The organism is Shewanella sp. QJM3NY_23 (assembly GCF_056173105.1).
Window position 1 is genome coordinate 3,740,130 of record NZ_CM149657.1, and the last position, 23,070, is coordinate 3,763,199.

Consider the following 23,070-nt stretch of genomic DNA (forward strand, 5'->3'; position numbering starts at 1 on the left):
TAAAGCCATGCTCGCCGCTTGCTCTAAGGGGATAAATACAGGGCGCAATAAGAAACCGACAGCCGTGTCAGTCACTGCCTCCCTGCATGGACAATGACTGACACAACTATCTCACCACTTGCACACAAGTGATGGCATCATTAAACATCAGTTCCAATCCTGTTATCGTGACCCAGTGCTAAATTGTTAGCGTAGCCACGGCGATAGATCACACATTTTTAGGTCAATTAGTCATTTTGACCATAACGCGCCCTCACGGCCACTGGCATGGCATTGAGACGCTGCTCAACTAATGCCGCCAATGCATCGCTAAGGGGGGAAACATCAACATGAGGCGTCACTGCTTTTATGGCCAGTGCCGCCGCTTCTAAAGTCGATAAGCTGTCGTCACGCTTAGCTTTTCGAATAGTGTAATGGGAGGGCGAATCAAGCCCCAGATGCAGCGCCGGGTACTGTTGCAACCAAGGGTTGAGCTGCAATAACTTATAGGCTTTACGCCAGGTGCCATCGAGCAACAACAGCACAGCATCGGATGCAATTCTCTGCTGAGTAATGCTTTGGCTATGCTCTGAGGGATAGAGTAAATATATCGGCTTATCCACACTGTCGAGATAGGCCTTAAGCGCGGCAAAATCACTTGGTGTTTCCCCCACCTCGACACGCAGCGGCTGAAGCACGGCTTTCATTAACTTAACGCTATTTTTAGCATGCTTAACTTCGCTGGGATCTTGCAGCACTATGAGCTCAAGCTCAGTCGACATGGGCCTAATATAGGCGCACAGGCAGGCATTTAGCGGGTATTGGCATTGCTCACAAAGGGCTCGACTCACAACAGGCTCTATTTCAGTCATCACACAAACGCTAAGTTTACCAAACCCACGCTCAAAACGCGCCTTTAGCAGGTTCTATAATTAACCTGAACTCGGGATAAGAAATTGAACTAATAGCCCTCTTTGTGATCAGATCTCTCGACCAAGATTAATCAATCACGCAGAGGGCATATGAATAATTTAGTGGATGTATTTTGTGATGTCGATGATTTTTGTAATGCTTTTATTCCTCAATGGGAACAACAGTGCCTAACCGATGGAACTCGCAAGCGTAAGCGCGCAGGCAGAATGACGATGAGTGAAATTATGACAATTATCATCGCCTTCCATATGTCTAATCATCGTGACTTCAAGAATTTTTACACAGGATATCTGGCTCGTTTCTACAAATCTGATTTTCCAAACTTACTCAGCTACACTCGATTTCTTGAAGTCATGCCGAGTGCAGTCATTCCAATGTGCAGTTATTTTTCCTCTTTAAAAAGCGAACCGACAGGCATCGAGTTCGTTGACTCAACGAGCATTAAGGTTTGTCATAATTTACGAATTCCAAGGCATAAAACGCTAGCAGGTCTCGCCAGCCGAGGAAAAGGCACGATGGGCTGGTTCTATGGTTTTAAACTTCATCTTATTGTGAACCATCGAGGTGGCATCGTTGCAGCCAAAATAACACCTGCGAATGTTCATGACACGAAACCCGTAAAAGATATGGTCGTTGAATCAATGGATAAACTCTATGCTGATAAGGGGTATATCGGCAAAGCGTTAGCAGGCGACCTATTAGAACGTGGGGTAACTATCGTTAATAACGTGCGTAAAAATATGAAAGCAAAGGCTTTATCATTATGGGATAGAGCCATGCTTTCTAGACGATTTATTATCGAAACAATCAATGACCAGCTAAAAAACATCTCACAAATAGAGCATACACGGCACCGCAGCGTACATGGTTTCATGCTTAATGTGATAGGTGGTTTAGTGGCTTATCAACTCAAAGAGAATAAGCCACAACTCAATATTACATCAGCAGAATTCAACGTGATTTCAGTGTTACGTTAAACCGATCTGAGGTTAAATAATAATGTTTACAACTATTTGAGTCGGTACTATGAAGGTGGCAAATGACTTTGTTAACAATGACTTTGACGATAATAACGGTGAATTCACCACTTTAAGGATAACGTGTATGAAGGCCGATTTAATCCCAACGGTACGCTCGCTGCTCGCGCAAAACGCCATTAGCGTAAGTGGCGATGAGGCGTTAATCACGCGCTTATCATCAGTGCTACGCCATAAAACACATGTCTTTAAGCCAAATGCTATCTATGACTATTGTCCACATGAGCGGCAAGAGCCGACCCTCATTGACAGTATTAATCGACCTATCACCGAGCAAGTGCTCTACTCGATCGAGTTACTACCAGAGCGATTTACGCTAACCGCGCATATCCACAGCGCGACGGGCTGTGATAGCAAGACCATTCACACCAAGCTCAATCCTAACTTAAACCTCCTAGGGAACACCTTTAATGCGATCTATCGTCGCCTCGATGAGTCGCAACTATTTATGATTTGTCGTAACTGTAAGCAGTTAGTATCCGCCGAGCTTTGCAATAGTGATACTTGCGCTAGCACTGCTAATCATACCAATAGCGATAAGCAGAGCGCCCACCAGCCATGCTCAGCGACTTTTAAGCAATCCTTTGATACTCGCTTAGTCGATCGTATATCTCGCTATGGTGACGTTGTGAGCGTGTTTAAAGGTGAAGAGCAAATCGAGTTCTATATCTCATCTACCGATTGGCCACACCCGCATACCCCCTTCCCCTGCGATGAAATGATCGACACCCTGCCGCTGAGTGCAACACTCGATGAAGTGAATGCATTAAGGCTTAAGCTTGAAGCTGAGCAACGATACCCCGCCCCTTGTTACCACTGCAAAGTAAGCTGCAATGATGGCGACGCAATGGATTTAGCGTCATTTGTTGATTTCGATACCGATGCCATTGTTTGCTATGGCTGCGCATCGGAGCAATATGGCATCGTTTACTAGGTGTTAGTGACTAAGCTGGCGCGCAGCGTTTAGCTTAACCGCAAGCCTGCCAAATATTGTCAAGGGTCAAACGTGCTCCGCGTGATTTTAAGCCATCGAATATCGCGTCTCGAATGTGAGCAGGGAAGCCTTCAGGAAGCTCTGCTTTGACCTTCATAATGACAACATCAAGCATGTCTGCCATCTCTATCATGATGTTGGCCATGGCGTCTGTATCAAAACCAACGGCTTTGGCCGTTTGAATAAAATGCCTTGGGAATATTTTATCCAGCTGAGCCTTTTTACCCTTGCTGGCTTTTAGCGACATGGCGAGCTTAGCATCGCGTATATTGAGCCCTTGGCCACCAATGGCGGGATAGATGGATAAAATGTCATACAGAGGCGTTAGACGATAACCGCCACCAGCCTCAATAAAGATTGAGAAGTTTTTAGCGTGTCCATCTATAGCGCCCAATAACCAAAACAGCACTTGAGCTTTCATGAAGTCGTATCGGTCACGCTCAGGATTGGTTGAACCCAATAGTTCAGTCATGATGGCCTGAATATCTGGGCCACCATCGCTCTCATACTTCTTGGCTGGTGGCACATTGAGTACCTGACAAAAATCCTCTTGAGGCAGACGCATGATCCAGCTGGCATCTTGGGCATAGCGCCTATCAAACCGTTCAACTACGAGCGCCTTAATATCCCCAACATGCAGGATGTGGCATTGTGCCACCACTAGGCCAAACGCCTCTGCGACCTTCATACACAGATATTCGTTTTCCACGCTATCTGACATATCGATAGTGTATGAATGGCTCTTTATGGTGCCTATAGGCAGCTTAATGATATGTGTGGTTGGTGTGGCGTGAATAGGCAAGCGCCATTGTCCGTTAGCATTTAGCAGTGCGGTTTTTTCCTGTGCCCCCGCTATTGAGATCCTAAAGTCATCTTGCTCCCGTAGCATACCTAACGGAATACCCGACATATAGCCTTTCAATACCTGTTCTAGGGCTGCATCTGAAAGCGGCTTATAGTCAATCTGCTTAATGTTATGGGGCGCTTGCCCATGAGAGACTAATTGCAGCGCACCTACACTGTCCTGACCAATTTTAGCCAATAAGTCAAAAGGCTGTGATGAAGCCGCCTTATGACGAGCAACGATTCGGTTACGCACATCGGGATTATCGGGAAGCAAGTTATCAAAAAAGTTATATACCTCATCACCTTTATAGGCTTGATGACGCAGCGGCATAGACAGCGATATGGGACGACTTCCAGCTAAGCTCAGCCACTCCTCATCATACTTAAAGTGATGGGCACCCGTGGATGTCTTAGTAAACTCCCCCACCCGATAACCGTTCATATAAACGTCTAATATCGCCATCACCAATCCTCTTGCCAATCTTTATGGCTTGATAAGGTGCTAGGATCAGATGGGTCGGCTTGGGACGCTCTGGGCTTAACCTCTAATTCGAGGTTGAGTGATGACAGTAGCTTAAACAGCGTTTCAAGCTTTGTCGAATCTGGATTATGCTCAAAGCTCGACACTGTGTCTTGCCTTATACCCACTTTGCTAGCCACTTTGCTTTGTGAAAGCTTCATCGATAAACGCGTATCTTTTAGATAATTGCTTAACTGTTTTGTAGTCGTCACTTTCATACGCTGCCCTTCATATAGTGCCTTTCAATCAATGACCAAGATCACCTATTAATTTACACGCTATAACAGGTAAATCAATATTTACACGCTATAACCGTTAAAATCGACTTTACACGCTATAGCCGTTAAAAGAAATTTACACGCTATAGCAGGTAAGAATCTTGAACATGTAACATTCACTTTTGGACTAACCAGCCCTAGCGGAGTTGATAAGCACGACGTTATCAATTGGGTTTGCTAACCTATCTAGCCACTCACACCACATATTTAATGCAGCGAGCTTTTCTGGCAGGTACTGGCTGCGATTATAGATAGCCATCACACCACCTAACGAATGCCCTAATAGTTGCTCAACGACGTAAGGGGCGACCCCAAGATCATTGAGCTTAGTGGTGAAGGTTCGACGTAAATCATGGAGCGACCACGACTCTTTATGCTTTAATCGCTTATACAGTAATCCACCAGAACAGCTCACCGTTTCACCACTCTTTAAGGTACCCAATAGATAGCCCGAGTCACCATGGCGTTTATACAAAAACGCAATGATCGGCTTCACTTTGGCGGGGATAGGCCTAATAATAATTTTGTTAGTTTTGCTATGGGCTTTAGGCACTGTCCATAGGTCACGCTCTAAATCCCACTCGTCAAACCTTGATAGGCGCAACTCTTGGGTTCTCGCACCAAACACCAGCAATAGCTGGCACAGGTAACGCATATAAAAAGCGCCTTCACGCTTTTGGATTGAGTGAATTAAGTCGTATACCTCAACATCAGACAACACCCTATCTTTCTGCCTTTGTTTTTGACCAACGTCAGAGGCAATTAAGTCATCAAGCTCGCGACTGATAGCGTAGCGTCTAACGCGACAAAATCTTAAGGCTTGCTTGGCATTTTGCAGTATTTGCCCTGCTGCGACGGGTGCAGGCTTTCGTTTACCTTTTATTCCACGCCGAATGCGGTCAAAACATTCTATCCAGTGCCTCGTTTCGGTTTGCTCTAACGGGAAGTGGCCAATAGCGGGATAGATATGACGCTGAAATTGAGTGATTGTTTTATCGACGTGGATGCGATTATCTCTAGCGTAGTTATCAATCCAATACTCTAAAGCCTGCTGAACGGTCACAGGCGCTAGGGTCTTCTCCCTGCTCATGCTGCGCTTTAATTTAGGATCATGCCCTTCTGCAAGCCATGAGCGACACTCATCAACGATATCCCTTGCCTGCCTGAGCGACAGTTCGGGATATCCACCTAGATCCATACGTTTATTTTTACCATAGATTTTATAGCGAAACTGGAAGCTTACTTTGCCCAGTTTAGAGACTCGCACCCCGAGCCCTTTGCCATCGGTTAACTCTTTCATTTGAGGTTGAGGCTTGCCATTTAAGGCGCGCAATGTGGTTTCATACAGCATAATTTTAGGCTCATTTTATCGGGTAAATGGCGAAATTCCATGTACCCCCATATGTACCCCCATCTAACCATAGCGACCGAAACCAACCAATACCAATGAAGACAGCAAAACCCCCTTAACTGTTGATAACTAAGAAAAACTTATGACAAACAGATACCTACCAAAACCACTGAAAACAGCAAAGTGCGATCTACGGCATGAACTAAGAAGTAATTCTTAACCAGCTGTATCAGAACGGGTTTTCCAGAAATGGGAAGCCCGTTTTGCTATCTATTGCACATAATTGTCCCCTTACACGCTCTAATCGGTAACTCCCACCGCTGAGATCACGTCACAAGAGTTGCCCTCGACTCTCTACATAATGGCGCTATCTATCTGTTTATTTTACGAAGCAGCCGTGCTTACCGCGATGAAGTGATGCTGTTTGTCGCTAGCACGCTCAAGTCAATATCACCTTAACGAAAGACGTATCAATGCCTTGAGCGCTTTGCCAGCGGCAAACAGCTATGGTTAGGCTAAGAGCATGCGCCACCACATACCGGGCAGACTGGTAAAGCCTGTGGTGTAATATTTCAGCTCCCCCTCTTTAAATACCATCAGTGTGGGGGTGGCCTGCAACGACCAGGTACGGGCGATGCTATTATCCTTGTCGTTAATGGTGTCGAATCCATATTCTTGATGTTGAAGATATTTTGCTAACTTATCATCTTCACCCGAGTTCATGGCCACCGTTACCACAGGAAAATAAGCCGACATTTGATTGACCGCCGGACTGACAAAGTTACATACGGGGCACCAAGTGCCCCAAAAGTAAACCAGTACCGCTTGCTCTTGGCTTAGCGTCGCAATATCCACCGCCTGCCCTGCTAGGGTTATCCCCTTGAGTTCTGGTAAATTATCCCGTGGAATATCTTTACCACGCCACATATCCATGACACCAGTTAACACCATGGCTAACACTAACCAGAGTGCAATTGTCTTAACTCCACCCCATAATCGCTTAAACAATGGGGTGGATGACTGTTCGCTAGTCATATGTTACTCCTTGGTATTTTCGCTAAGCTGAGCTCTAATTTGTCTTGAACTACCTTGGGTTGAGCATCTGCGGATAATCTGGGTAACATGGACGCCTTATCGATTGCCTCGATCACTAAGTCACTCGTTAGAATCTCTGGTAATTCAATTCCTTGTGGCGCACCAGGGCCATATACCATGTTAAATGGCACCCCAAAACGGTTATGACGCTGAAGATAACGAGTAATTGGCGCTGACGCCTCCGTCCAATCGCCTTGCATCGGTAGCATATGCGGCTGTTGCAATTTGCTGTAAACCGGGTCTTGTAAGATCACGCCAATCTTATTGGCCTTGCAGGTGATGCACCAATCTGCGGTCACATCGACAAAGACTGTCCTACCTTGGGCGACCAGTTGATCGATCACCTGTTGATCCAGCGGTGTCCATGCTAAATCTGCTGGCAAAGGCTTAGCCCACTGATTTACTGTCATAAAGCCTAGTAGCGCCGACAACATGATGCCGACACTGAAACAGCTAACAATGGCAATAGCGCCATATTTTTTAGCCATAAACAGCATAAATGTCAGTGTGATAAGACCGGCTAGCGGCCACAGATACAAGGCATCGATAAAATTAGCTAATAGACTAATCAGCCATAAACTGGTCAGCAGTAGCATGCCTGAGAACAGGATCTTTACCGTATTCATCCAGCGACCGGGTTTTGGGAGGTAGGTTGCCACTTGCGGAAACGCCGCCACGATCAACCAAGGCAATGCCATGCCCACAGCCAATGCAGTAAAGATGACCAACAAACTCAGCACATCGGCGCCTAAGGCAAAGGCCACTACGGTTCCTAAGAAAGGCGCACTGCACGGAGTTGCAAGTAAAGTGGCAAACATGCCCTGTAAAAAGTGGCCTCGATTATCATTGCCACCGGTTGTCGCCAACTTGGTTTGTACACTCGCAGGTAAGGCGATCTCAAATACACCTAACATATTAAAGGCAAAGACAGTGGTCACCAGCGCCATGAAGCCGATAAACCAAGGATTTTGGAACTGCACCCCCCAACCAATGGCTTGGCCAGTAAACTTAAGCATTAAGATAAAACCTGCCAATAACCAGAAAGAGACTAAAATGCCCAGTGCTGAGGCGATAAACTGTTGTCGAATTTGTTTGCGTTTCAGCTCAGGTGCCGCAATCACAGAGCTCAACTTCATCCCCAATACAGGCAACACGCAGGGCATGACGTTTAAGATCAATCCCCCGATAAGCGCTAGCAGGATCATGTTAAACAGTGAGCCTCCCTCCTGCATTACAACTGTGGGGGTGACCTTGGCAGCATATTCCAGCGCACGCTCACTATCGACAACCGTGACGTTAAGCGATTGCCCCAACAGGGCTGGCTCACCAAGCCAGCTCGTGCCACTGAACAGCGCAACCAGTTGCTCACCGCCTGCATCACTCTCTGCGCGCTTAAGGCTTACCAGCTTAAATGTGGTATCTGGCTCGCCATCGATAATCACCATCGGCTGTTGCCAGTGAACATCGCTCAGTCGCACTTCGAGTATGCCTTGCCTTTCATCCCACCCCAATGTCATGGCTGCTGGCGTGACCACCTTTTGCGGTACCAGTGACACCGCCTTGTTGTAAGCAAGCATGGCATCCGTGTCTGCTGGTAAGTTATTAGCGTTAAAATCTAGGCTAATGTGATAATCCGTCAGCACGCAGATGGTGGTACAAGTCGACAGCGTCACTTTACCGCGCAGGGCCGTGGGCTCTGCAAGTTCTGCCAAGTTCAGGGTTAGCGGAAACGTGGTATTGCCGCTATAGCCGAAGGTTTGCAGCCCTAATAACGAAAACTGCTCGGGCGCTGGCCATGCCCAATCCACCTGTTGTAAATTGCTCGAATTATCCCACTTGATAGAGGGCGCGATCCCTCCCTCTCCAGGGCTACGCCAGTAGGTTTTCCAATCGCCATCCAGCTGTACTTCTAACACGGCTGGTAAGGTACGAGTGCTAACATCCACCTTACCAGTCAGCATCAAACGTACCTTGGCGGGCGGATGATTATCATTAACTAACCATCCGGTTGACGCCGCGAGCAACGATGGACTCGCTAACAATAAAACGAATATCCAGCAGGTCGTTAATAGGGATTTTAAATGACTCATTTCGTCCCCTGATTGTGAATAAAATAATTATTATTCAATAACATATATTTAATCTCTTTGGTCAGCATAACGGCTAATCACTCTGATATTCTCGATTCAGCTCATTTAGGTGATACAGCAGTAATACTTAGCATTAGGTCACTTCTATACTCGGGCTTACGCTACGAGCTACACGTCGATATGACTTAGCATTCAGCGATGCGATAGAAGATCGGTATCAAAAAGTCAGATAGGAGGAGTGCTAATTAGGGGATGCTGCAATGACTCAATCTCGGGTAATAACGCGAAAGGGAGTGACAACTGACACATCGACACATACTCACCTATCAATATGATAAATAAGTTGTTTTCATTCTTGAAAACGACAAAAAGTGAGATGTATTCGCCGAGGTTTAGCCTGGTAAACCTGAAGTAGAGGTAAACGCGTAAACACGCGAGAAGTCAGGGGAAAAAGAGGCAGTAAACACAGTAAGATCAATAACGGGGTCAGATCGTTGCTATCGCTACCGAGACGCATCGACTTTTCCGACAACTCACATGGCTTTACCTGAGCCGTGCCAGACGCTGTAGCCGATGACGGGCCATCGATATTACCAAGCGTAAGCGTGCTGCTTGCAACAGAATTAACGCTTGTCACCGCTGTAGCCGAATCGGTTTGCGCGCTCATCTCTTTGAGCAGCAAGTTAAGCATTCCACTATTTTGGGTCAAACAGAGCAGGGTCAAAATGGTAAAGACCATTGTGCCCCATAAACTACCTGTTTGCTTAGTCGCTAACTTAAAAATAGCAATCTCTCTTGGGGTTAATAACGCACATAAACGTTTTGTTGTGTTTGATAGTGCAGGTAAAACGGGTTGGTTTCAATATAGTGATGGATATGACCGCCGGAGTGTAGCAATAGTTCGACCCCATTCAAATTATTTTGCCAGTGGGCTTAGTTGCCCGCTAATGACTCTATAGTTGCACATGGCAAGATAACGCCGCATACATTGCGCTCACGCGGTCTGTAACATAGCCTAGCAACCACAGACACTTGGTTATCTAAGATTTCAAATTAAAAACAGCATATTAACAAGTCAGGTTAGGGGTAACTTAAGTTTCGACTCATGTTTATTTTGTAAACTTACCCGCCATGTGGCAACTCATGATGAAAGTTATCCCCTCTGTTAAATTACAGTGACATCTTTTCATTACATGCTACTGGCCATAATAAGAAAATTGTCAAGTTAAGCACACGCCAACTCAAGTAAAAAATACAACAACCTATCGGGCTCGATTGGCGCTAGAGGATATTATGTTAACTAAAAAAAATCTGATCACCACCGCACTGACCCTTGGCTTATGGGGAACAACTGCACAAGCAGAGACGTTCGACTTTATGCCACAGCCAGAAACTCAAGATACCTTGGTGGTATTTCAAACGGGTGAGCACGCATCCAGTGATTTAACTCGCCTAGATGCATTATCTCAACAACGGATCTCAGCTGCACTACAGCTAAAAAACTTCAGCGGAGAGATGGGACAAACCGTGGAAGTGTTAATGCCACAAGGACTCGATATCCAACGGCTCATCGTCATGGGGATCGGTGACAACAATGGCATGACGCCTGGTGATGTTAACAAGCTAGGTGCTAGCATTACGGCCTACTTTGGTGATAGCCAAAACCAAGCGATATCTATTCTCACCTCGGGGCTTAGCGATGCTAGCAGCAATGTTAGTTTCGCCGCAGAACTGGCCCACGGGATTAACTTACGCGCCTATCAATTTGATAAATACCTAACCGAGAAAAAGCCAGCCGAGAAGCACTACCAGATTAGTGTCGATAATCCCGCAGCCACTGACAAGCGCTACCAACAGCTTGCCGCCATTGAAAAAGGCGTCTTTTTAGCTCGCGATCTCACCTCAGAAGTTCCCAGTGCCATGACACCTGTCGATTTTACCAACGCGGCCCAAGAACTCAAAAAACTCGGGGTAAAGATCACCATCTTAGAGCCCAAGCAGATTGAACAGCTCGGTATGGGCGCCTTGCACGCGGTGGGTCGTGGCTCGAAGGAGGGAGCACGTTTAGTGGTGGCTCACTGGCCGGGTAATGATGATACCCCCATCGCCCTTGTCGGCAAAGGGATCACCTTCGACTCTGGTGGCTATAACATAAAAGCCACCGGCGACTCTATCTCACGTATGAAATCGGATATGGCTGGTGCAGCGACCGTATTGGGTACCATTAAAGCAATGGCCCTGCAGCAAGCTGATGTCAATGTGGTCGGCGTGATGGCAATGGCAGCCAACATGGTGTCAGATACCGCTTTTGCGCCGGGTGATGTCGTGATAACCGCCGAAGGTTTAAGCGTTGAAGTACTCAATACCGATGCTGAGGGCAGATTAGTTCTCGCCGATGGCATGTGGTACGCCCGTCACCATTATGAACCACAAGTCATGGTCGATATTGCCACCTTAACTGGCTCAAAAGTACGGGCTCTAGGTAAACGTTATACCGCCATTTTTAGCGATGATGATACCTTAGTCGATGAATTGACCTTCTCTGGACATGCGGTAGATGAAAAACTCTGGCGACTACCATTGGCCTATGAAGATCTCTTAAAGAGCCCCATTGCCGATTTGAAAAACGCCGGTTATGGCGGCCCAGGTGCATCGACGGCGGCCGTATTTTTAAAACAGTTCAGCGGTGATACCACTTGGGCTCACCTCGATATCGCAGGCAGCGCCTTGGCAGAAAAAGATGAAGGGATAACGCCTGAGGGCGGCACAGGTCACGGCGTGCGTCTATTAAGTCACTGGATCATGAATCAATCTCAATAAGCTTTAGTTCGTAGCATCAGCACTGACTAACACTCATAAAAAGCCCTGCAATGCAGGGCTTTTGTTTATCGAACTATTTTGGCACTACACACCGTCACTCCTCCTTGTTGGGTTCGCTTGATTGTGACGAGTGTGCTCACTACGCTGGTACCCCATGCGATACAAGATAGGCAACACAAACAGCGTCAGTATGGTTGATGAGATAATCCCACCAATCACTACCGTTGCAATTGGTCGTTGCACTTCAGCGCCAGTACCAATATTGAGCGCCATAGGCACAAAGCCAAGGCCAGCCACCAGCGCCGTCATTAGTACTGGCCTTAGCCTAATTAGCGCGCCATCTATAATCGCAGGCATTAGCTCGCCTTTTTCTTGATACAATTGGCGAATAAAGCTTAGTAACACCAAGCCATTAAGCACCGCCACCCCCGATAGTGCGATAAACCCCACCCCCGCAGAGATAGATAGCGGCATATCCCGTAGCCACAGTGAAATCACCCCGCCAGTCAGCGCAAGTGGAATACCAGTAAAGATAATTAGCGCATCTTTAACCGATCTAAAAGCCATTACCAACAACCCTAAAATCAGCGCCAAGGTAAGTGGCACCACAATGGATAAACGCTGACTTGCTGACTCGAGCTGCTCAAAAGTGCCACCATACTCTAGCCAATAACCTGCAGGAATAGTTACCTGCTGACTGATTTTCTGCTTGGCTTCACTAACAAACGTGCCTAAGTCGCGGCCACGCACATTCGCAGTGACAACGATACGACGCTTCCCGTTCTCACGACCAATTTGATTTGGAGACGGCGAAACCTCTAACGTGGCGACTTCAGATAACGGTACGAATTCACCGGACGGCAATACGATAGGCAGCTGATGCAAATGCTCAACATCTTGACGAATCGTTTCGGGCAAACGCACGACCATTTTAAAGCGGCGATCACCTTCAAAAATAAGCCCAGCCTCTTCACCACCTATTGCGGTCGCCACAAAATCTTGCAGCTCGTTTACAGTTAAGCCATAACGCGCCAATGCGAGACGATTTGGTTGAATAGATAACACAGGGAGGCCTGTTACTTGCTCAACTTGTAAGTCGGCTGTGCCGTCAATTCGCTCCAACACTTCACGAATCGCCTTAGCCGATGTCAGTAATTGCTGAAGATCATCCCCCACAACTTTGATGCCTAGGTCGGCACGCACCCCCGAAATTAGCTCATTGAAGCGCATCTCTATTGGCTGTGTGAGTTCAAAGTTATTACCCGGTTGTCCTGATACAGCAGCCACAATATCGGCCGCTAAGGCGTCATGGCTCATCTTTGGATTTGGCCACTCATTACGCGGTTTAAGCATAATAAAGGTATCAGCAATATTTGGCGGCATGGGATCGTTAGCCACCTCTGGTGTACCAATCTTAGAGAACACATTTAACACCTGCGGGAAGTGTTTAATCCGTTCCTCTAACTGCATCTGCATATCCACAGACTGTTGCAACCCTGTACCCGGAATGCGGATAGCTTGCAGCAAGATATCTTCTTCATTGAGCTGAGGGATAAACTCAGAGCCTAAAGTTGTGGCAAGCCAGATAGAAAACGCCACCAAGGCCACTGCTGCACTTAGCACTAACCAGCGTAGCTTCATTGCCATCAGCAGCAATGGTTTATACAAAGACTTAGTTGCGATAATAGCGCGGCTCTCTTTCTCACTGATCTTGCCAGTCATAAACAAGGCAATTGCAGCAGGCACCAGCGTTAACGACAACACCAATGCAGCCAGTAATGCCATCACAACCGTTGCCGCCATTGGGTGGAACATCCTGCCTTCGACGCCCGTTAAGCTAAACAGCGGAATATACACTACGGTAATAATTAGCACACCAAATAGGCTTGGACGAATCACCTCATTGGTGGCTTCAAACACAAGCTGCAAGCGTTGTTTACGAGGCAGTGTATGGCCACCATTTTGCACTTGTGCTTGACCCAATCGACGGATTGCATTTTCAACAATAATCACGGCGCCATCGACTATCAGACCAAAATCGAGTGCACCTAGGCTCATCAGGTTAGCCGACACCCCAGCCTGCACCATGCCCGTCATGGTCGCTAACATGGCCAGTGGAATCACCGCGGCGGTAATCAACGCCGCTCTAGCATTACCCAGTAGAATAAATAGCACCACAATCACTAATAGCGCGCCTTCAACTAGGTTTTTCTGCACTGTGTAAACGGCTTTATCGACCAAGGTGGTGCGGTCATATACTGCCTCAACCTTAATACCAGCGGGCAAAGAAGCTTTGATATATTCAAGCTTAGCGGCAACCGCAACTGATACCTGGCGCGAGTTTTCGCCCACCAACATCATGGCACTACCCAATACGGTTTCTTTGCCATCACGGGTAGCAGCCCCCGTTCTCAGCCCCTTACCAATGCCAACTTCGGCGACATCAGCAATAAAGACTGGCGCGTTATCTACATGCTTAACCACTACCTGCTCAATATCGCTAATGGTTTTTAACTGCGCCGCAGAGCGAACGGTTAATTGCTGACCATCACGCTCGATATAGCCTGCACCCCGGTTACTATTACTGTTTAGCAGCGCATATTTAATATCAGCAAATGAAATGCCGTAAGCCAACATTCTCACTGGTATTGGCGTAATGTGATACTCCTTATCAAAGCCACCGATAGTATTAATTTCAGTAACACCAACAACCTGTGCTAACTGCGGTTTAATGATCCAATCCTGGATCTCCCTCAGCGCCGTTGCATCATAATCACTGCCATTAACCTGCTTTGCATCAGGTAGCGCTTCAATAGTGTACATAAAGATTTCGCCCAACCCGGTAGAGATGGGGCCCATTTCAGGCTCAATCTCTGCCGGTAACTTACCTTTAATGCCGTTTAAACGCTCACTGATAAGGTTACGGGCAAAATACAGATCGGTGCCTTCATCAAACACCACTGTCACCTGCGATAACCCATAACGCGATAACGAGCGGGTATAAGACAGCTGCGGAATCCCCATCAACGCATTTTCGATGGGGTAAGTGATCCGCTGCTCGGTTTCTAACGGTGAATATCCCTCAGCGCGCGCGCTAATTTGCACCTGCACATTGGTGATATCTGGCACCGCATCAATGGATAATTTTTGATAACTCCACAACCCAACAGCTACTAATAGCATGGCGAGGAACATCATCATCCAGCGTCTATCGATGGCGAGACGCAAAACTGATTCAATCATTTGCATCTCCTTTAGTGCACGTGTCCAGCGCTTGATTTTTCAAGGTCGCCTTTCAACACAAAGCTGTTATCAACGGCGTATTCCTCACCCATTTCAAGCCCAGATAACACTTGACTCATTTGGCTATCGCTTTGACCTAACTCGACAACTCGCTTTTCAAACCCCGCTTGGTTGCGAATGAAAACAACTTGCTCGCCCTCCATTACTTGCACGGCGCGATTATTGATAGCCAAGGCAACCTCTTGAGTGCTAAGGGTGACCTTGCCTGACAGTAATTCACCCACGGTCCATTGGCCTTTGGCGTTATCAAGTGGTGCGCGAGCCTGTTTATAGACCTGCGCCTTAGGTGAACTCAGAAGATATTGGATTGTTGATGGCGCTTGATTGTGCTCTGATGCAATCGTTAACGCTTGTCCCAAAGTGACTTGACTTAATTGGCCTGCAAATACCTGATACTCAGCCCATAGTTGGTTATCATCAATAATACTTAACAGTACATTATCAGTTGCTAATTCACCGGCATTGACATTACGACTCGCCACTACACCAGAGATAGGGGCGGTAATTGAATAATGTTTCAAGCTTGAGTTTGATTCAACCACAGCAATCACCTGCCCGGCCTTAACTCGCTCACCAACCTCAACATTAACTGCGGTAATAAGCCCTGCAAATCGCGCTTTAACCTGGCTCATCGCAGACTCCGGCAACACTGCGCGACCATATAACGTCAGTGTTTGCTTGATATCGCCTGCTTGGGCTAATTGAGTAATAATCCCCGATGCCACAATTTGCTCACCACTAATATGCACCTGCCCCTCTTCATGCTCGTCATGGCCGTGCTCTTCTTCATGTTCACTGCCATGATCATCGTGATGACCAGCATCGCCATGCTTATCTGAGTGAACGGCTTGCTCAACGCTATGTTCATCTTGATGCTTGTGATCAGATGAAGCGTTTACTGCATAACTAACCATTAGTGCAATAACCACGGCTGTAATATGAACCAAAGAGAGTTTGTTGAATAAAGGGAGAGTCATTTTGTGTGTCCTTTAGCTGTATCTGATACATCAGTCATCTTTGAAAAGTTATTAAAGAAGGTGTGTTGAGAAGCTGGTAATGGCTCTGCAATGAGCTGCTCAATATCAACGCCGTAACGCAGCGCAGAAGCCGCAGCATCAATTAAACCCCGGCGTGCAAATAGCAGCTCTTCTCTAGCCGTTAGATAATCAAGGTAGCTATAAAGCCCTTGCTCATAGGCAACTTTGGTATCTTCAAGTGCTAAGGTTAAGGTGGGAATAACACTGGCTTGCAAACGATTGACGATAATCATCGCTTGTTGGCGACTCGCATAAGCACGATATAGCTGCCTATAAAGCGATAATAAGGCCACCTCTCGGTTAGCAAACACTTCATCTTTTGCAGCTTGGGCAGACAGTATCGCGCCGCTATTACGCTCACCGCTAAACAGCTGCATACTCAGCCCAGCAGTTAATGCCATATCATTGGTTTGTTGTAGCTGCTTAATCCCGACCGACCACTTAATATCTGTGCTCGACTGAGTTTTAGCAAAACGCAGTTCAGCTTCTTTGAGCTGCGCTTGAGTTAGGTAGGCTGTGATCGCTGGACTGTATTTTACCTTCTCAAATAACGGTGCTAAGGCCACATCATCGGTAAACTCAAACAAACTCCCTGCAAGGGCACTAAAGCTCACCTCGGACTCGCCCCACATCATGCTTAGGGTAAGCTTGGCATAATCAAGTTGCAGTAATTGCGTTTCTGCAACCAATTTGGCATTAAACACCGCAGCCTGCGCACGCTTGACTTCCGCATCAGGTGTGACACCTGCCTTCGCTCGCTTCGCCACAACCACTTGAGTTTCTTCTGCAAGCTCCAATGAATCAATAGCAAGTTCTAGTTGAGACTGTGCTGCCAACACATCAATATAACGGCGGGTCGCTTCGGCCAATAAATTGAGCGCGGCAATTTTTTGCTCAGCTTCAATTACGATTCGTTGTTCATTGATAACACCACTGCGGGCATCAAGTTTGCCACCCAGTTCAATGACTGATGATAAAGACACACTTAACTCTGCACTATCGATACCTTGAAACTCACCCGAACCCGCCACATTATCGAGATCAAAGCCAATCTCATAACCTGGCCTTAGTGCCTGTGTTTGCGCCGTACCATCTAGTGCTTGATGTCTAAGCTGAAAAACCTTAAGTGAAGGATGTAGCTGTTGTACCCGTTCAATAACCGTGGTTAACGACAAGATATTAGATTGTTCTTTGGGCGCAGCAAAAGCGGAGCCTACCGATAACAGAGCGATAAGAGCTAACGTACAATAGCACCCGCGTAAGGCACAATACATGCCGATTTTTATGGCAATTTTCGCGCTATAAGTATTATAAAACATCAGGGAATAAGCCTCGATTTAATACAAAATACTAGATCTGTTAACTGCTAAACCTTCAAAAGGAGCAACAGATCTCGAGCAAGTTTTAAAAATCTCGCTCACTGAATAAAATTTTGATTAAACGATTAAGGCTTTAGGGGGACGCATAAAAACGTAATAAGGGGATTCTACGGAGGTAAAATTAAAAGTTAAAATATGGCTATCAGGACTTGTGGTCAGAGCTTGTAAGGCTGTTGCAGGGTGCATCAAGGTCAAACAGCATGAGCAACAATTATTACTACATTCACTGCAATCACCTTCAATATGGTCGGAGGACTGTTTATCACAAAGATCTACAGTTGCCAAAGGATGCTCTGTGGCCAGCTCAACACTTTCACTGCAATACTCATGAGCAAGTGAGCAGTCGTCTGCCATTGATACCACTGACTGTAACGCTAAAATCACGATCAACAACATCCGCCCCAGTTTGGCGGGGGACGCACTGAATATTGCTCGGAAAAAACACGATAAGCTAGACATTAGGTCGTAGCATTACCTTTATGTTTATTAACGTACATTGCTGACTTTATGCGACGCTCGTATCACTTTGATGATGGCTAGTTTATGCTAATCAAAATTAAAACACTATGTGTTTACTGAGCTTATGTTATTCAGTTCAAAATATAATGCCAAAAATAGAAATAATGACCAAGCGACAACAGCGGAAGTACTATAGAAACGATCACTTTTCACCTATAAACAACGAGTGAATGCCAGAGCTAAACCAGCTGCAGTAGATCGCTCAGGGCGGTTAGGTGTAAGTGCGGCAACAGCCCAGAGCCTGCCACTTGAGACTCGCGGCCAACTGCCGGGTTTAACCACGCCGCCTGACAACCCGCAAGGCGTGCGCCTTGCACATCGGCTGTATAGCTATCACCCACATGCAGTAACAACTTAGTGGGTAAAGCTAAACGTGTGGCCGCTTGATAAAACATATCAGCATAAGGCTTCATACGAGTGCCATTACCCGGATGCACCACAAACTCCAAGACCTCGCCGAGTCCAATTTGCTCGGCATCGACATTGCCATTAGTGATCCCCACTAGGCAATAACGCGCGGCTAATTGCTGTAAAATCGATAACACCTCGGGCGCTACACTAAAGTCGGCGCGATGATAACGAAAATAATCTAAGCCCTCTCTTGCCCCTATTGCCGCCACTTTTCTATCGTAACCGAGCATGAGTAGACCTTGCTCTAAGGTGACGAGTCTGGCCGCCGTGGTGTCATGGGCTAATAAAGGTGACTCGATGACTAGTTGCTGCTTAAGGTGTTGCCAATCTTGGGCTTGCCACTGCAGTGTCTTAGGGTATTGCTGAGCTAAAAAGGCCCATAATTGACGCTCGGCGTTGCGCATAACAGGACGATTATCATAAAGGGTATCGTCTAAGTCGAAGCTGATTGCATTGATGGCCGTTGGCCGAATTGCAACACTAATCATTATCACCTCGTTTTTTGGCTCTAGGGTGAGCCCCGTCGTACACCTTAGCAAGGTGTTGGAAATCAAGACTGGTATACACTTGGGTAGTCGATAAATTGGCGTGACCAAGGAGCTCTTGTACCGCCCTTAAATCGGCGCTCGACTCCAACATATGAGTCGCAAAAGAGTGACGCAGTTTATGCGGATGCACATGCATGCTCAAGCCCTGGGCTTGCCCCCATTTATTCAGCCGCGCCTGAATACTGCGATGGGCCAAACGATTACCTTTAGCTGTAACAAACAGGGCGTCATCAACACAAGGTAAGCTCGCGCGTACCATCAGCCATTGCTCAATCGCCGCCATCGCGATACGGCCGACAGGCACAATACGTTCTTTACTGCCCTTACCCATGACCTTGACCTGATAATCACTGTATTGAATATCCAAGGTATTGAGCGCGGCCAGTTCGGCGAGTCGCAGCCCAGAGGAGTAAAACAGCTCCATCATCGCTTTATCGCGCAGCGACAAAGGATCGTCCCCCTCGATAGATAACAGGTGGGTCACCGAATCTACGTCCATGTTTTTAGGCAGCGGCTTGCCTTGCTTAGGCGCACTTAACTGGGCGGCTGGATCGAGGCTAACGAGCGACTCTCGCAATAAATACTGATAAAACTGTTTTAATGCCGATACACATAGAGCGATAGAGCGTGGCCCTAACCCTTGGCGATGCAGCTTATTGAGCACCCCTTGCAGATGATCGCCATCCAGCTGGTGCCAACTCAGCCCTTGGGGTAATAAGGTTTGCACCCGCCGTAACTCAAAGCGGTAGTTGCGCACGGTATGGGGAGAAACTTGCCGCTCTGAGGTGAGATAACGTTCAAACCGCGCCGTCCAGTCTGCTACGTGCATAACATTACAACTTAGGTAGCAGGTGATCGAGCAACTGTTTTAGTTGGTCTAACAACAAGTTATCCATCTCAGGATGAAAATGTACCGGGTCGGCACTGGCGATAGCAAAGATCACCTGACCACATTGCTTAGATAAACGCGATAAGGCTACCGAACCGACCTCGCTACCAAATAACCGTTTAGACTCTGTTTGGGTCAAACGGCCAAAATAGTAACCTTGCTTCAACCGGTTACTCCAAATATGCGACAGCTCACTGTCGATATCGTGCACGGTAATTAAACGCACATGAGTAAATTGAAATTGTTGCTGCAGCTCATTGGAGAGCACCTGCCTTAGTTCACCTAAGTCGGCGGCCTGCAATAATTTAAGCGATAAAGCTGTATTAAACATGTAGATCTGCTCATTACGCGAGGCCATGGTCAGCAGTGAGGTGATCTCCTCTTCTAACTGAGCCACTCGGCTGCGTAACATCTCTTGTCTGCGTTCGACTAACGAGACGGCGCCACGTTGCGCATGGGGAATACGCATTGCCAACAACAATTCAGGGTAACGACTAAAGAAATCTGGATTATCAAGAAGATACTCGCGGATCAAAATCTCATCAAAAGGCAGCGGTGTTTTTGTATTCATAGCATCATTCATTATTATATTTGTCCGTCATACACATGCTCTGCTGGGCCAGTCATCCATAAGGGAGTCCCCTCACCGTCCCAACTAATAGTGAGCGTGCCACCGGGTAGATCAACACGCACTCGCTTATCTAGCTTACCTTGCAACTGACCTACCACCACGGCCGCGCAAGCACCACTGCCACAGGCTAAAGTTTCGGCGGCGCCACGCTCATATACCCGCAGCTTGATATGGCCGCGCTCCACCACCTGCATAAAGCCCACATTCACCCCTTTGGGAAAGCGTTCGTGGTTGGTGAGTAGCGCGCCTATGCCTTCCACATCGGCGCTGCTGATATCATCAACATCGAGCACACAATGGGGGTTACCCATAGACACGGCGCCACATAAAAAGGTGCGCATCTCATCGCCACGCTGGGTTTGCAGTAAGTAGGTCTTTTCTGCTTTTTTGGCGCTAAAAGGGATCTGGCTTGGCTCTAGAATGGGCACGCCCATATTCACCGTGACATTACCGTCGTGCTCTAACCGTAAAGTAATTTTACCCGATGCGGTGCTGACCTTAATTTTATGCTTATTGGTGAGGCCTTTATTGCGTACAAAACGGGCAAAACAACGCGCACCATTACCGCATTGTTCCACTTCGCTGCCATCGGCATTAAAGATACGATAATGAAAGTCCAAGTCAGGATCGTAAGGCGGTTCAACCAATAAAAGTTGATCAAAACCGACACCGAAATTTCGATCCGCTAATCGCTTTATCTGCTCTGGCGAGAAATAGACATTTTGGGTGACACCATCGACCACCATAAAATCATTGCCTAAACCATGCATCTTGGAGAATTGGATCAAAAGTATATTCCTTTAAATAGCTTACCTAGCTGAATTAACCATAGTTTACGGCAGTAACTGCTCACCTTGCCACAATTGCGACACGGTTTCTCGCGCTCTGACCACATAATGTTTATCGCCGTCGACCATCACCTCTGCCGCTCGGGGGCGAGAGTTGTAGTTAGATGACATGGTAAAGCCATAGGCACCCGATGAACGCACCGCCAGTAGATCCTTGGCTTGCAGATTGAGCATTCTGTCTTTACCCAAGAAATCTCCAGTTTCACACACAGGGCCAACCACATCGTAATTACGCTCAACCCCTGCACGCGGCACTACGGGGATAATTTTTTGCCACGCACTGTACAGCGATGGGCGGATCAAGTCATTCATTGCACCATCGACAAGCGCGAAATTTTTGTCACTATTTTCTTTTAAATAAAGCACTTGAGTAACAAAAATACCGGCGTTAGCGGCAATCGCTCTACCCGGCTCGAAGATCAATTTAAGATCGCGGCCGTCGAGCTTATCGAGTAATGCCGCGGCATAATCGCTGGGCGCAGGTGGCTGCTCATCATCATAAGTCACCCCAAGGCCACCACCCACATCAAGGTGTGCAATTTTCACCCCTTGCTCAGCAAGCCGATCAATAAGCCCAAGCATTCTGTCCATCGCATCAAGAAAAGGCTGTATCTCAGTCAATTGCGAGCCGATATGACAATCGACACCTTTGACCTCTAGCCCAGGTAATTGGTGAGCCCGAATAAAGATGCGCTCGGCCTCTTCCATGGCAATACCAAACTTGTTCTCTTTCAGTCCCGTGGAAATGTAAGGATGTGTGCCCGCATCGACATCGGGGTTGACCCGCAATGAGACCGGGGCAATCTTACCTAAACGCAGCGCCACTTCGTTAAGCAGCTCAAGTTCGGCGGCCGACTCCACATTAAAGCAATAGATACCTAGCCCTAACGCCATCTCCATTTCTGCAACGGTTTTACCCACACCAGAAAACACCACCTTGCTAGGATCGCCGCCCGCCTCCATGACTCGCGCCAGCTCGCCACCTGAAACGATATCGAAACCACTACCAAGGCGTGCCAACACATTAAGCACCGCCAAATTAGAATTGGCCTTCACGGCATAACAAATAAGGTGGGGATGATTAGCCACGGCACTATCAAAAGCATGCCAATGGCGCTCGAGAGTCGCGCGTGAATAGATATAAAGCGGCGTGCCATAGGTGTGCGCTAAGTCAGCCACTGAACACTGCTCGGCATGAAGCGTGCCCTCTTGATACAGAAAATAATCCATGGCTATTCCTTTACTGCAGATGTTGTTGTGGGCACTTCAGACTTGGGCGTAGTTTGCTCAGTCTGGTTATCTTGCACCTCTGGGGTCTTGTATAGGGGACCTTTTTGACCGCAGGCCACCATAAATAGACTGCCTAGTAGCAGTAACGACATCAACTTCATCTTGTTCAACATCAGACATTCCGGGATTTAGAGGGATGATAAACGACACAGCAACAGCGCCGCAGTTTGCGATTTAGCACGCTTGTATCGCCATATACTACATGGCTAATCGACCTACGCCAGCAATTTAATTTAATGGCGCGCGCCACAGGGGGGACCCCCAAATAACCA

Annotated in this window: 19 protein-coding genes; 3 read left to right on the top strand and 16 right to left on the bottom strand. The window is 47.2% G+C overall.

Annotation, left to right across the window (positions count from 1 at the left end):
* Positions 1 to 227: 227 nt before the first annotated feature.
* A complete protein-coding gene (locus tag AC0VXX_RS16525; protein WP_475515158.1) occupies positions 228 to 830 on the bottom strand; it encodes a tRNA-uridine aminocarboxypropyltransferase in 603 nt (200 codons plus the stop codon).
* A gap of 171 nt (positions 831 to 1,001) precedes the next feature.
* Here AC0VXX_RS16525 and AC0VXX_RS16530 point away from each other — a divergent pair, with 171 nt between their 5' ends.
* Together AC0VXX_RS16530 and AC0VXX_RS16535 are read left to right on the top strand one after the other, a co-directional pair.
* Positions 1,002 to 1,889, top strand: a complete 888-nt coding sequence (locus AC0VXX_RS16530; protein ID WP_475514308.1) for an IS982 family transposase — start codon at positions 1,002 to 1,004, stop codon at positions 1,887 to 1,889.
* A 127-nt stretch (positions 1,890 to 2,016) separates the two neighbouring features.
* Positions 2,017 to 2,883 carry a hypothetical protein gene (locus tag AC0VXX_RS16535; protein WP_475515159.1) on the top strand — a complete coding sequence of 289 codons (867 nt, stop codon included), beginning with the start codon at positions 2,017 to 2,019 and terminating at the stop codon, positions 2,881 to 2,883.
* Between the two features lie 34 nt (positions 2,884 to 2,917).
* On the opposite strand, the gene AC0VXX_RS16540 is transcribed toward AC0VXX_RS16535, so the two are convergent.
* The 6 genes from AC0VXX_RS16540 to AC0VXX_RS16565 form a co-directional block, all read right to left on the bottom strand.
* On the bottom strand, positions 2,918 to 4,252 hold the full coding sequence (locus tag AC0VXX_RS16540; RefSeq protein ID WP_475515160.1) for a type II toxin-antitoxin system HipA family toxin: 1,335 nt from the start codon (positions 4,250 to 4,252) through the stop codon (positions 2,918 to 2,920).
* Positions 4,252 to 4,527 carry a helix-turn-helix domain-containing protein gene (locus AC0VXX_RS16545; protein WP_475515161.1) on the bottom strand — a complete coding sequence of 92 codons (276 nt, stop codon included), beginning with the start codon at positions 4,525 to 4,527 and terminating at the stop codon, positions 4,252 to 4,254. The genes AC0VXX_RS16540 and AC0VXX_RS16545 overlap by 1 nt, the downstream gene beginning before the upstream one ends.
* Before the next feature lie 187 nt (positions 4,528 to 4,714).
* Positions 4,715 to 5,938, bottom strand: a complete 1,224-nt coding sequence (locus AC0VXX_RS16550; RefSeq protein ID WP_475515162.1) for a tyrosine-type recombinase/integrase — start codon at positions 5,936 to 5,938, stop codon at positions 4,715 to 4,717.
* Positions 5,939 to 6,448: 510 nt separating this feature from the next.
* Positions 6,449 to 6,973 (bottom strand): protein disulfide oxidoreductase, encoded by a 525-nt coding sequence (locus AC0VXX_RS16555; protein WP_475515163.1) that lies wholly within the window; start codon positions 6,971 to 6,973, stop codon positions 6,449 to 6,451.
* Positions 6,970 to 9,123, bottom strand: coding sequence for a protein-disulfide reductase DsbD family protein (locus AC0VXX_RS16560; protein ID WP_475515164.1), 2,154 nt, complete (start codon positions 9,121 to 9,123; stop codon positions 6,970 to 6,972). Before AC0VXX_RS16560 ends, AC0VXX_RS16555 begins: the two co-directional genes overlap by 4 nt.
* Before the next feature lie 349 nt (positions 9,124 to 9,472).
* Entirely contained in the window at positions 9,473 to 9,862 is a 390-nt protein-coding gene (locus AC0VXX_RS16565) for a hypothetical protein (protein WP_475515165.1), read from the bottom strand.
* 554 nt (positions 9,863 to 10,416) lie between these two features.
* Between AC0VXX_RS16565 and AC0VXX_RS16570 the strand changes: the two genes are divergently transcribed.
* Positions 10,417 to 11,943, top strand: coding sequence for a leucyl aminopeptidase (locus AC0VXX_RS16570; RefSeq protein WP_475515166.1), 1,527 nt, complete (start codon positions 10,417 to 10,419; stop codon positions 11,941 to 11,943).
* A gap of 84 nt (positions 11,944 to 12,027) precedes the next feature.
* On the opposite strand, the gene AC0VXX_RS16575 is transcribed toward AC0VXX_RS16570, so the two are convergent.
* From AC0VXX_RS16575 to lptM, 9 genes are all read right to left on the bottom strand, one after another.
* Positions 12,028 to 15,186, bottom strand: a complete 3,159-nt coding sequence (locus AC0VXX_RS16575) for an efflux RND transporter permease subunit (protein WP_475515167.1) — start codon at positions 15,184 to 15,186, stop codon at positions 12,028 to 12,030.
* 11 nt (positions 15,187 to 15,197) lie between these two features.
* A complete protein-coding gene (locus tag AC0VXX_RS16580; protein WP_475515168.1) occupies positions 15,198 to 16,223 on the bottom strand; it encodes an efflux RND transporter periplasmic adaptor subunit in 1,026 nt (341 codons plus the stop codon).
* Entirely contained in the window at positions 16,220 to 17,602 is a 1,383-nt protein-coding gene (locus AC0VXX_RS16585) for a TolC family protein (RefSeq protein WP_475515169.1), read from the bottom strand. Before AC0VXX_RS16585 ends, AC0VXX_RS16580 begins: the two co-directional genes overlap by 4 nt.
* A gap of 758 nt (positions 17,603 to 18,360) precedes the next feature.
* On the bottom strand, positions 18,361 to 19,077 hold the full coding sequence (locus AC0VXX_RS16590) for an HAD-IA family hydrolase (protein WP_475517059.1): 717 nt from the start codon (positions 19,075 to 19,077) through the stop codon (positions 18,361 to 18,363).
* The gene (xerC, locus tag AC0VXX_RS16595) at positions 19,073 to 19,969 is read right to left on the bottom strand and encodes a tyrosine recombinase XerC (protein ID WP_475515170.1); all 897 of its coding nucleotides are present in this window, start codon (positions 19,967 to 19,969) and stop codon (positions 19,073 to 19,075) included. Before xerC ends, AC0VXX_RS16590 begins: the two co-directional genes overlap by 5 nt.
* A gap of 4 nt (positions 19,970 to 19,973) precedes the next feature.
* The gene (locus AC0VXX_RS16600) at positions 19,974 to 20,612 is read right to left on the bottom strand and encodes a DUF484 family protein (RefSeq protein ID WP_475515171.1); all 639 of its coding nucleotides are present in this window, start codon (positions 20,610 to 20,612) and stop codon (positions 19,974 to 19,976) included.
* A 2-nt stretch (positions 20,613 to 20,614) separates the two neighbouring features.
* Positions 20,615 to 21,448: a diaminopimelate epimerase gene (gene dapF, locus AC0VXX_RS16605; protein ID WP_475515172.1), complete on the bottom strand. Its 834-nt coding sequence runs from the start codon at positions 21,446 to 21,448 to the stop codon at positions 20,615 to 20,617.
* 45 nt (positions 21,449 to 21,493) lie between these two features.
* Positions 21,494 to 22,738, bottom strand: a complete 1,245-nt coding sequence (gene lysA, locus AC0VXX_RS16610) for a diaminopimelate decarboxylase (RefSeq protein ID WP_475515173.1) — start codon at positions 22,736 to 22,738, stop codon at positions 21,494 to 21,496.
* Positions 22,739 to 22,740: 2 nt separating this feature from the next.
* Positions 22,741 to 22,911, bottom strand: a complete 171-nt coding sequence (lptM, locus tag AC0VXX_RS16615; protein ID WP_475515174.1) for an LPS translocon maturation chaperone LptM — start codon at positions 22,909 to 22,911, stop codon at positions 22,741 to 22,743.
* Positions 22,912 to 23,070: the final 159 nt, after the last annotated feature.